This is a genomic window from Solicola agrisoli (assembly GCF_049059935.1).
In the GTDB taxonomy this organism is placed as follows: Bacteria; Actinomycetota; Actinomycetes; order Propionibacteriales; family Nocardioidaceae; genus JAURVT01.
On record NZ_JBMGQR010000105.1, the window covers coordinates 1 to 11195 of the forward strand.

Genomic DNA, 11195 nt, shown 5'->3' on the forward strand with positions numbered 1-11195 from the left:
GCCGAGCACGAACGTCACGTCGCCGCCGGACTCGACGGCCGTCGCGAGCACGGCGTAGAGCCCGCCGGGCGTGGTGGCGAGGTAGCCGTCGAGGCGGGATGCGCCCGTCGCCTCCGACAGCAGCAGCCCGAACCCGGCGCACGCCGCGATCACCGCGACGATCAGGGCCGTGGCGAGCGGCAGCATCCTCGCGATCGCCTGCAGGCTCTCGCGCGTGAACCGCAGCCCCACCTGTACGCCAATCAGCGCGTAGGCCACCTGCTGCAGCGCGACGGGCACCTCCGCCGCGCCGAGCACGCCGGTCACCGTCAACACCACCGACACCACGAGAGGGCCGAGCAGGGCACCCGCGGGCAGGTGGGTCAGGCGGGCGACGCCGAGCCCGACGACGACGGCGAGCACGCACAGCGTCAGGTCGGCGAGCAGCGACGCGGACGGACCGGACGTGTCCGCCGTCCCGCCGGTGGGCGGGGAGAAGACCACGGCGGTGACCACCGGCATCGCGAGCAGCACCACGAGCACCCGCAGGTACTGGATCACCGTGACGACGCGCTCGTCGGCGCCCAGCTCGCGGGCGACCGCGACGATGCCCGACGCGCCGCCGGCCACCAGCGCGAACGCGCCCGTCACCGCGTTGACGTCGCGGTGCAGGCGGAGGCCCTGACCGGCCACCATGCTGACGACGAGGGTCGCGAGCGTGACGAGCGCGATCTGCCACCAGTTGGCGGCGATGGTCTGCAGGGCCGAGACGCTCACCAGGCCGCCGATCGTGGCGCCCAGCAGGCCCTGCCCGACCTGGAAGGCCCGGGCCGGCACCTCGAGTCGGGTGCGGCTCGTGACCGCCTGCGCGATGCCGCCCGCCAGCGCGCCGAACAGCACCGGCGACGGCAGCCCGGCCAGGGCGAGCCCTCCGCTCACCAGCCCGCCGACGACGAGCACGACCGCCCAGGCGCGGACGACCGCCGCGAGCGGAGGTCGTCCGCCCGGCTGCTCGTCCACGGGCACGACACTAGGACCGCGGGGGCCTGCCCGCCCGTAGGGTGGGGCGGTGACCTCCCCCGCACCCCTGCTCACGCTCAACGACGGCCGCCAGATGCCCGCGCTCGGCTACGGCACCTACCCGATCACCGGCGACGAGGGCGTCGCCGCGTTCGGACGGGCCATCGACACCGGCTACCGGATGCTCGACAGCGCCGCGTCCTACGGCAACGAGACCGAGGTCGGCGCGGCCGTCCGCGAGTCGCCCGTGCCGCGCGGCGAGCTGTTCGTCACCACCAAGCTGCGCGGCGAGAGCCACGGGCGCGACGAGACGCTCAAGGCGTTCGAGGGCTCGCTCACGCGGCTCGGCCTGGACTACGTCGACCTCTACCTCATCCACTGGCCGCTCCCCCGCCTCGACAAGTACGTCGACACCTGGCGCGCGTTCGGCGAGCTGCAGGAGGAGGGACTCGTCCGCTCGGTGGGCGTCTCGAACTTCGTGCCCGCGCACATCGACCGCCTCGTGGACGAGACCGGCCTGGTGCCCGCGGTCAACCAGGTCGAGATGCACCCCTACTTCCCACAGCCCGACCAGCGCGCCTACGACGCGGGCCGCGACATCGTCACCCAGGCGTGGAGCCCGCTCGGCCGCAAGAGCGACCTGCTCGCGAACGAGACCCTCGAGGACGTCGCCTACGAGCTGGGCGTCACGTCCGGCCAGGCCGTCCTACGCTGGCACGTGCAGCGCGGCAGCGTCCCGCTGCCCAAGTCCGAGGACCCGACGCGCATGGCGCAGAACCTCGACGTGTTCTCGTTCTCGCTGAACGACGACCAGATGAAGCGCCTCGACGGCCTCGCCACCGGCGAGCGCGTGGGCGGCGACCCCCTGGAGCACGAGGAGTTCTAGAGAGGTGCGCTACACCTCGTCCGACGAGGACAGCGGACGCTGGGCGTCGTTCGGGTTCCGCGAGGGCGACGTCGTCGTCAGCACGCGGTCCAAGAGCGGGACGACGTGGGTGCAGCAGGTGGTCGCGATGCTCCTGCGCGGCTCGGCCGACCTGCCCGCACCGCTCGCGACGCTCTCGCCGTGGCTCGACCACCTCGTCGAGCCCCTCGACGAGGTGCTCGCGCGGCTCGAGGCGCAGCCGGGGCGGCGCGTCGTCAAGTCGCACACACCGCTGGACGGCCTGCCCCGCGACCCGCGCGCCACGTACGTCGTCGTCTGCCGGCACCCGCTCGACGCGGCCGTCTCGCTGTACCACCAGGGCGCCAACCTCGACCGGAACCGGATCCACGAGCTGACCGGCGCCGCCGTCCCGACGCGCCAGCGTCCCCCGCTCGAGCAGTGGCTGGACGCGTGGGTGGACGCCCGGCGCGACCCGGTCGAGTCGATGGACTCCCTCGACGGCTACTGGCACCACGCCCGCGGTGCGTGGGAGCGCCGCGACGACGCCGACACCGTGCTCGTGCACTACGCCGACCTCCTCACCGACCGGGAGGGCCAGATGCGCCGGCTCGCGAGCCGGCTCGGCGTCGAGGTGGACGAGGCCGTGTGGCCGACCCTGGTGCAGGCGGCGTCGTTCTCGTCGATGCGCGCCCGGGCGGGCGAGGCCGCCCCCGACCCGTCGGGCGTGCTGCTCGACCGGACGGCCTTCTTCCGCCGTGGCTCGTCGGGCGAGGGCGCCGAGGTGCTCCCCCCGGCCGGGCTCGTCCGCTACCGCGCCCGCGCCGCCGCGTCCCTGCCGGCCGACCTGGACGCCTGGCTGCACCGCTGACCCGGCAGCGCCGGCCGGCGGTGCGTACGGCCCCACGATCCGGCCGATCCTGGGGCCGTACCCACCGCCAGGTGTCCCACCCACGACCGGCGGTGGCCCACCCACCACGAACCCGTCGAACGTCGTGGGTACGGCACCGCCGCGGCCGTCGCGTCGTGGGTGGGGCACCGCCGGGCGGGGTGTCGCGCACCTCACGGCGCAACTGCATAACGTCGTGATATATCTAGTTGCGTGACCCAACCGGATACCGCGCAGGTGCTGGACGCGCTGCTGAGCGTCGGCCGTCGGATCGACATCGGTTCGACGCTGAGCCGCACGGCCGCGTACACGCTGGCAGCCCTCGACGTCCTCGGCCCGACGCGCATCACCGACCTCGCCGAGCGCGAGGCGGTCAGCCAGCCGGCCATGACGGGGCTCGTCAAGCGCCTCGAGGCCTCCGGCGTGGTGCGGCGCGACGCCGACCCGTCCGACGGGCGCAGCGTGCTCGTCGGGCTCACCGACGCCGGACGCGAGCTCGTCGAGACCAGGCGCCACGCCTACGCCGACGCCGTCGCGGCCCTGGTCGACCGGCTCGCCCCCGCCGAGCAGGAGGCGCTGCAGCAGGCCCTGCCCGCGATGCGCCGCCTCACCGAGCTCGCCTACGAGGTGCAGCCGATGGTCACGCCCACCCGAACCACCGTCCACCACAAGGAGTCCGCATGAAGGGCATTCTCGGTCAGCCCAAGGCCGTGTACGCCGTCGCGTTCGCGTGCGTCATCTCGTTCATGGGCATCGGTCTGGTCGACCCGATCCTGCCCGCGCTGTCGTCGGAGCTGGACGCCTCGCCCAGCCAGGTGACGCTGCTGTTCACCAGCTACCTGCTCGTCACCGCGGTCGCGATGCTCGGCACCAACTGGGTCTCGAGCCGCATCGGCGCCAAGCGGACCCTGATCACCGGCCTGGCGATCATCGTCGTGTTCTCGGCGCTCGCGGGCCTGTCGGGCTCGGTCGGCGAGATCGTCGGCTTCCGTGCGGGCTGGGGCCTGGGCAACGCGCTGTTCATCGCGACGTCGTTGGCGGTCATCGTCGCGTCCGCGACCGGCGGCTTCGCCGGGGCGATCGTGCTCTACGAGGCCGCGCTCGGCCTCGGCATCGCCGTCGGACCGCTGCTCGGCGGCACGCTCGGCAGCATCAGCTGGCGCGGGCCGTTCATCGGCGTCGCCGTGCTGATGGCCATCGCGCTCGTCGCGACCGTCCTGCTGCTCCCGGCCACCCCCAAGCCCGACCACCACACCCCGCTCAGCGCACCGCTCAAGGCGCTGCGCCACCGTGGGCTCGCGACGCTGAGCCTCACCGCCCTGCTCTACAACTGGGGCTTCTTCACGATGCTCGGCTACGCACCGTTCCCGATGGAGCTGTCGGCGATCCAGCTCGGCTTCGTGTTCTTCGGGTGGGGCCTGCTCGTCGCGATCTTCTCGGTCGCCGGCGCACCCTGGCTGCAGAGCCACCTCGGCACCGCCCGCGGCCTGTACCTCGCGCTGACGCTCTTCGCCGTCGACCTCGCCGTGATGGCCGTGTTCACCGACGTGCTGTGGGTGCTGATCACGACGGTCGTCGTCGCCGGCATCTTCATCGGCATCAACAACACGCTGACGACGCAGGCCGTCATGCTCGTCTCGCCCGTCGAGCGCCCGGTGGCCTCGGCCGCCTACGGCTTCGTCCGCTTCGTCGGTGGCGGTCTCGCGCCGTTCGCCGCGGGCAAGCTCGCCGAGGGCTTCAACGTGCACGTGCCGTTCGCGATCGCCGCGGTCGCGGTGCTCGTCGCGGTGGGCGTGCTGTCCACGGCCCACACCGCGATGACGAACGCCGACGCCGGGCTCGACGAGGACGGCGAGCCCGCCTCGGAGCACGACGACCCGTCCGACGTCATCCCCGAGGACGACGCCGACGTCTCAGTCGCGCAGCGGTCGACCGTCTGAGTCGGTGGTGAACCCGCCGGCCCCGACGAGGACAAGGATCCCCTCGACCAGGCCCCACAAGGACCCGAGCCCGCAGGTCACCAGCGTGACGACGATCTGGACGATGCCGATCGTGGTGTAGCCCAGGTAGAAGCGGTGGATGCCGAACCCACCGAGGAAGACGCCCAGCAGACCGGCCACCAGCTTGCTCCGGGCGGCGGGGTCCGCCCACGGCGGGCCCCAGCCGGGCGGGGGCGGCCCGTAGCCCGGGGGCGGTGGCCCGTGGCCCGGGGGTGGGGGTCTCCATCCGGGCGGGGGTCCCCATCCCGGCGGCGGGCCCTGGCCGGGAGGCGGTCCCTGCGGCGTCGTCATGCCGGCCAGGCTAGGACGCCGAGGGAGCGACGTGGGTGCCGACGGCGGGCACCTCGCCGTCCCAGCGCCGCACCTCGACGCGGGCGTGCTGGCCGGTGCACCCCTGGGCCAGGCGCGACGTCGGCAGGTCCGACGTCAGCGCGTTGGGGTTGCCGTGCACGCACGTGGCGACGTCTGGACGCGACGGGTCGAACCACGCGCCCGTCGACAGCTGGACGACACCGGGCCGCACGACGTCGCTCGTCACCAGCCCGGCGAGCACGCTGCCCACGACGCTCTCGACACGCACGACGTCGCCGTCGGACAGGCCTCGCGCGGCGGCGTCGGCCGGGTGCATCCGCGCCGGCTCGCGTCCCGCGACCTTGGACCCCTGGCTGGTGGCACCGTGGTCGAGCTGGCTGTGCAGGCGGCTGCGCGGGTTGTTCGCCACCAGCAGCAGCGGGTGCTCACCCTCCCCTGGCAGCGTCGTCAGCACGTGGGGCACCAACCAGGACGGGTGACCGGGGCAGTCGTCGTAGCCGAACGAGGCGATGGTGGCCGACGCGAGCTCGATCCGTCCGCTCGGCGTGGCCAGCGGGTGACGCTCGGGGTCGGCCCGGAACTCGGCGAACATGACGTGTCCCGCGTCCGCGCCGCGCAGCGACACCCGTCCGGCCTCGACGAACGCGTCGTAGTCCTCGGCCGGGCTCTCGTCCTCGGGAAGGCCGGACCGCCACTGCTCGTACAGGTGCCGCAGCCACTCGTCGGCGGTGCGTCCCTCGGTGAACGACTCGGCCGCGCCCAGGCGTGCGGCGAGGTCGCCGAGGATCGAGAAGTCGTCGCGGGCCTCCCCCAGCGGCTCGGACGCCCGCCGCATCGCCACCAGCGTGCCGCTCACCTTCGAGCCGCCGAGGTCGTCGCGCTCCAGCGTGGTGGTGACGGGCAGGACGACGTCGGCGTGACGCGCGGTCGAGGTCCAGAACGGGTCGTGCACCACGATCGTGTCGGGACGGGTGAACGCCCGACGCAGCCGGGTGAGGTCCTGGTGGTGGTGGAACGGGTTGCCGCCGGCCCAGTAGACGAGCCGGGTGTCGGGGTAGGTGAGCCGCCGGCCGTCGAAGTCGTACGGGTCGCCCGGGTGCAGCAGGAGGTCGGAGATGCGCGCGACGGGGATGAACGAGTCGACCGGGTTGCGGCCCTGGCCGAAGCGCGGGATGCCGCCGGGCACCTCGGCGTTGCCGATGTTGGCCGTCGCGCCGTACCCGTGGCCGAAGCCGCCGCCGGGCAGACCGATCTGCCCGAGCAGCGCGGCCAGCGCGATGCCGGCCCACAGGGCCTGCTCGCCGTGCTGGGCGCGCTGGATCGACCAGCTGAGCGTCAGCATCGTGCGGCGCGAGCCCATCCGTCGGGCCAGCGCCACGATCTCGTCGGCGTCGACGCCGCAGATGCCCGACGCCCACGCCGCGTCGCGCACCAAGCCGTCCGCCTCGCCCGTCAGGTAGGCGGTGAGCTCGTCGCCGCCCACGCAGTGCGTCCGGACGAACCCGGGGTCACCGAGCCCCTCGGTGATGACGGTGTGGCACAGCGCGAGCAGCAGGGCGGTGTCGCTGCCGGGCCAGGGCGCGATCCACCGCGCGTCGAGGCTCTCGGCGAGGTCGTCGCGCATCGGGCTGACGAGCACCAGCTCGGCGCCGCGCGCATGCGCCTCGACGAGGTGTCCGCCGACGAGGTGACGGTCGACGCCGCCGGACCCCACCTGCATGTTCTTGGCCGGCAGCCCGCCGACGCAGACGAACAGCTCGGTGTGCTCGACGAGCACGGGCCACGCGGTGGGGGTGGCGAGCGGCTCCAGGCCCCCGACGACGCGCGGCAGCAGCACCTCGGCGGCGCCGTGGCTGTAGGTGTGCACCGACCGGGTGTAGCCGCCGATCGCGTTGAGGAACCGGTGCACCTGGCTCTGCGCGTGGTGGAACCGTCCGGCGCTGCCCCACCCGTAGGAGCCGCCGAAGATCGCCTCGTTGCCGTGCTCGGTCCGCACGCGCTCGAGCTCTCCTGCGAGACGGTCGAGCACCTCGTCCCAGGAGACCTGGAGCCACTCGTCGTGGCCGCGACGCTCGTCCGGACCGGGTCCGTCCTCCCACCACCCGCGCCGCACGTGGGGCGCGAGGACGCGCGTCCGCTCGTCGAGGTTGGCCGGGACGTTCGCCAGCAGGCTCGCGGGCTCGGGGTCGTCGGCCGCCGCCTCCACCCGGAACGACCCGTCCGCCCCGCGCACGGCGTCGAAGGCGCCCCAGTGGGACAGGTGCGGGAAGCGCTGCTCGGTCGTCACGGCCGAAGCCTAGGCGAGCACACGCGCAGGGCCCCGGACGGTCCGAGGTCCGTCCGGGGCCCTGCTGCGTGGTGCCGGTCCTGCGTCAGCCGATCGACGCGCCGTACGCGGAGAGGGCCTCCTGCACGGGCTGGAAGTAGGTCGTGCCACCGGAGGTGCAGTCGCCGCTGCCGCCGGAGGTCAGGCCCAGGGCCGTGGAGCCGGCGAAGAGCGAGCCGCCGGAGTCGCCGGGCTCGGCGCACACGGTGGTGCGGATGAGACCGGTGACGCTGCCCTCGGCGTAGTTCACCGTGGCGTTGAGCGCGGTGACCCGGCCGCTGAACAGGCCGGTGGTGCTGCCGGAGCGGGTGACCGTCTGGCCGACGCTGGGGGTGCCGGCGCCGGTGATGGTCTGCGTGCTGCCGTTGTAGAGGTTGACGGTGCTCGGTCCGGCCGTCGAGGTGCGGACGATGCCGTAGTCGTTGCCGGGGAACGAGCCGGTGCCGTTGGTGCCGAGCAGGCTGGTCTGGCCCTGGTCGTTGTACCAGTTGGCGGCGACGTCGGTGCAGTGGCCGGCGGTGACGAAGGCCGGGCCCGAGGCCGTGCGGACGTTGAAGCCGAGCGAGCAGCGTCCGCCGCCCTGCGCCCAGATGGCGTCGCCGCCGCGGGCGGTGGTGCTGAGGGTGCCCGACTCACGGGTGACCTCGACCTTGCCGCCGAGGCTCTTGGCCACGGACTGCAGGGTGGCCATCTCCTTGCCACTCACCGTGGAGTCGGCGGTGACGAGCACGGCGTTGGTCTTGGGGTCGATGGCCCAGGCGGTGCCGGGGATGCTGGCCTTCTCGGTCAGCACGGCCTCGGCGGCCTTGAGCTGGGCGGTGCTGTGGTCGACGACCTTGGCGGTGGCGCCGGCCTTCTCGACCGTCGCCACGTCGGCGGCGTCGGTGACGTTCACGACGACCTTGCCGGACTTGGTGAGGTACGAGCCACCGTCGGCGGCGACGGCCTTGGTGATCGAGCGGGCCACCTTCGTCGCGGCCTGGTCGGACTTCGCCTGCGCGGCGGCGGCCTTGGTGGAGGCGTCGGGCGCGTCGGTGCCGTCGGCGGCGGAGGTGCCGGTGAGCGGGGCGAGCGCCAGGGCGGCGGTGGCCAGCCCGGCGGTCAGGACGGTGGCTGCGGCGCGACGGCCTGCCCGGGTACGGGACTGCAGAGAAGACAACGCAAACTCCTCGGGGACGCGGGACCGCCTGGTGCGGGCCCTTCTCGAGCCGGAGCGCCGCCTCCGGGTTGTCCGGTGACGACGCCCGACGTGCATCGACTCGACAGGGAAGTACCCCCGTCGCGCCGGGCCCAACCGTCGAGGCGCTCGTTAACTGTTCACTTCCGCCCAGTCGGCGGACGTCCCGTGCAGCCGGGAGCGAGCGCGGCCAGACTGTGCGGACCCCGTACCGAGAGCAGGAGGACCGCGTGAGCCAGCCCCAGCCCGTGCCGACCGACTTCGCCGACCACGTCGCCGCCGAGACCCTCGCCCGGGCCGCCGCGGCGCTGCCGGTGGTGTCGCCGCACCGGGGCGCCGACCCCACGCTCCTCGACCGGATCGAGTCCGACGTCGAGGCCTCGACGCCCGCGCTCGTCGCGCTGTCGCAGGACCTGTTCGCGCACCCCGAGGTCGCCTTCGAGGAGCACCGCAGCGCCGAGGCCGTCGCCGCCGTCGTCGAGGCGCGCGGGATCGGCGTCGAGCGTGGTGTCGGCGGCCTGCCCACCGCGCTGCGGGCCGAGGTGGGGTCCGGCGGACCGACCATCGGGCTGATGAGCGAGTACGACGCCCTGCCGGAGATCGGCCACGGGTGCGGGCACAACGTCATCGCCGCGGCGGGCGTCGGCGCGTTCCTGGCCCTCGCCGCGCTCGGCGACGACCTGCCCGGCCGCGTCGTCTGGCTCGGCACGCCCGCCGAGGAGGGCGGCGCCGGCAAGGAGATCCTGGCCCGCGCCCGCGTCCTCGACGACCTCGACGCCGCCCTGATGGTGCACCCGTTCGGCTACGACGTCGGCGACCACGTGTTCCTCGGACGCCGCCTGTGCCGCGTCCACTTCCACGGCCTGACGGCGCACGCGTCCGCGCAGCCCTACATGGGACGCAACGCGCTCGACGCGGTGTCGCTCGCCTACCAGGGGGTGGGGCTGTTCCGGCAGCAGATGCCGCCGTCCGACCGGATCCACAGCGTCGTCGTCGACGGCGGCCGGCGCCCCAACGTCGTGCCCGACCACGGCGAGCTGCTGTTCTACGTCCGCTCCAAGTACCCCGAGACCCTGCGCACGCTGAGCCGTCGGCTCGAGGAGATCGCCCAGGGTGCCGCGCTGATGACGGGCTGTGGCGTCGAGGTGGTGTGGGACGAGCTGCCGGCGACGCTCCCCATCCGCGCGAACGCCGCCCTCGGCGGGCGGTGGAGCGAGCACCAGGCGGCCCGCGGACGGCACGTGCTGCCGCCGGGCGTCGTCCCCGACCTGCTCGCGGCGTCCACCGACTTCGGCAACGTGTCGTTCCGGGTGCCCTCGCTGCACCCGATGATCGCGGTGAGCCCGCCGTCGACGTCGCTGCACACCCGCGAGTTCGCCGACGCCGCCGTGTCGGCCGCGGGCGACCGCGCGGTGGCCGACGGCGCGTCCGGCCTGGCCCGGACGGCCCTGGACTACCTGTCGGACGAGCAGCTGCGGGCCGACGTCCATGCCGAGTTCGAGGCGGCCGGCGGGGCCGTCGACGCGGCGGAGTACTTCGCGGAGCCCGAGCGGTGAGCGCGCAGGCCCCGGCACCCACCCGGGTCGACCGGATGCTCGGCGCGATCGAGCGCGCGGGCAACAGGCTGCCCGAGCCGTTCGTGCTGTTCTCGATCCTGTTCACGATCGTCGCGGTGGTCTCGACGGCGATGGCGCTCGGCGACGTCCGGGTGCAGATCCCGGGCGCGGACGACGCCACGCAGGTGCGCGGGCTGTTCACGTCCGAGGGCATGGTGTGGCTGAGCACCAACCTGGTGCCGAACTTCATCGAGTTCCCGCCGCTCGGCACCGTGCTGTCGATCCTGCTCGGCGTCGGCATCGCCGAGCGCTCGGGCCTGCTCGCCGCGGCCATCCGTCGCGCGTTCGGCTCGGCGCCGCGCTGGGCGCTCCCCTACGCGGTCGGCTTCGTCGGGATCAGCGGCTCGATCATGTCCGACTCCGCGTTCGTGGTGATCCCTCCGCTCGCCGCGATGGTGTTCGCCGCCGCGGGACGTCATCCGGTGGCGGGCCTGCTGGGCGGGTTCGGCGCGGTGGGCGCCGGCTACTCGACGTCGGTGTTCGTCACCAGCCTGGACGCGCTGTTCGCCGGCATCACCACCACCGTGACGCAGTCGCTCCCCGACCCGGGCACGCCGGTCACCGCGGTGTCGAACTACTTCTTCAACGTGGTCTCGGCGGTCGTGCTGAGCCTCGTCGCGGGCTTCGTGATCGACCGCGTGCTCGAGCCGCGCCTCACCCGCATCGGCGTGCCCACCGAGCAGCAGGCGTCCGAGGACGGCGAGGAGCACCCGATGGACGCCATCGGCGAGGCGCACCTCACCGACGTCGAGCGCCGGGCCCTGCGCTGGGCCGGATTGACGATGCTGCTCGTCGCCGTGGCCATCGTCGCCGCGGTGCTGCCGAGCGCGTCGCCCTGGCGCGGCGACGGCGGCTCGTTCATCCCCGAGTCGCCGCTGCTCGACTCGATCGTGTTCGTGGTGTTCGTGCTCTTCGCGATCCCCGGCCTGGTCTACGGGTTCGCGTCCGGCACCTGGACAAGCTCGGCCGACGTCCCCCGCTCCCTGGCCGCCA

General features: G+C 73.8%; 10 protein-coding genes. 6 read left to right on the forward strand and 4 right to left on the reverse strand.

Features of this window, described 5'->3' with window-relative positions:
• Positions 1–999 (reverse strand): AbrB family transcriptional regulator (locus ACI6PP_RS21605; RefSeq protein ID WP_421113777.1); only part of this gene is annotated, 999 nt, incomplete at its 3' end.
• 49 nt (positions 1000–1048) lie between these two features.
• Here ACI6PP_RS21605 and ACI6PP_RS21610 point away from each other — a divergent pair.
• From ACI6PP_RS21610 to ACI6PP_RS21625, 4 genes are all read left to right on the forward strand, one after another.
• The gene (locus tag ACI6PP_RS21610; RefSeq protein WP_421113779.1) at positions 1049–1885 is read left to right on the forward strand and encodes an aldo/keto reductase; all 837 of its coding nucleotides are present in this window, start codon (positions 1049–1051) and stop codon (positions 1883–1885) included.
• A gap of 4 nt (positions 1886–1889) precedes the next feature.
• Positions 1890–2753: a sulfotransferase domain-containing protein gene (locus tag ACI6PP_RS21615; RefSeq protein WP_421113780.1), complete on the forward strand. Its 864-nt coding sequence runs from the start codon at positions 1890–1892 to the stop codon at positions 2751–2753.
• A gap of 231 nt (positions 2754–2984) precedes the next feature.
• Positions 2985–3455 carry a MarR family winged helix-turn-helix transcriptional regulator gene (locus tag ACI6PP_RS21620; RefSeq protein WP_421113781.1) on the forward strand — a complete coding sequence of 157 codons (471 nt, stop codon included), beginning with the start codon at positions 2985–2987 and terminating at the stop codon, positions 3453–3455.
• Positions 3452–4711, forward strand: coding sequence for an MFS transporter (locus tag ACI6PP_RS21625; RefSeq protein WP_421113783.1), 1260 nt, complete (start codon positions 3452–3454; stop codon positions 4709–4711). Before ACI6PP_RS21620 ends, ACI6PP_RS21625 begins: the two co-directional genes overlap by 4 nt.
• On the opposite strand, the gene ACI6PP_RS21630 is transcribed toward ACI6PP_RS21625, so the two are convergent.
• The 3 genes from ACI6PP_RS21630 to ACI6PP_RS21640 all read right to left on the reverse strand — a co-directional run bounded on the left by ACI6PP_RS21630 (position 4685) and on the right by ACI6PP_RS21640 (position 8568).
• Positions 4685–4891, reverse strand: a complete 207-nt coding sequence (locus ACI6PP_RS21630; protein WP_421113784.1) for a TM2 domain-containing protein — start codon at positions 4889–4891, stop codon at positions 4685–4687. The genes ACI6PP_RS21625 and ACI6PP_RS21630 overlap by 27 nt on opposite strands.
• A gap of 181 nt (positions 4892–5072) precedes the next feature.
• Positions 5073–7370 (reverse strand): molybdopterin-dependent oxidoreductase, encoded by a 2298-nt coding sequence (locus ACI6PP_RS21635; protein ID WP_421113785.1) that lies wholly within the window; start codon positions 7368–7370, stop codon positions 5073–5075.
• Positions 7371–7455: 85 nt separating this feature from the next.
• Positions 7456–8568 carry a S1 family peptidase gene (locus tag ACI6PP_RS21640; RefSeq protein WP_421113786.1) on the reverse strand — a complete coding sequence of 371 codons (1113 nt, stop codon included), beginning with the start codon at positions 8566–8568 and terminating at the stop codon, positions 7456–7458.
• Between the two features lie 248 nt (positions 8569–8816).
• On the opposite strand from ACI6PP_RS21640, the gene ACI6PP_RS21645 reads away from it, so the two are divergent.
• Together ACI6PP_RS21645 and ACI6PP_RS21650 are read left to right on the forward strand one after the other, a co-directional pair.
• Complete coding sequence (locus ACI6PP_RS21645; RefSeq protein WP_421113788.1) at positions 8817–10142, forward strand: M20 family metallopeptidase; 1326 nt, start codon at positions 8817–8819, stop codon at positions 10140–10142.
• On the forward strand, positions 10139–11195 hold a 1057-nt coding region (locus ACI6PP_RS21650), incomplete at its 3' end, for an AbgT family transporter (protein WP_421113789.1). The genes ACI6PP_RS21645 and ACI6PP_RS21650, both read left to right, overlap by 4 nt.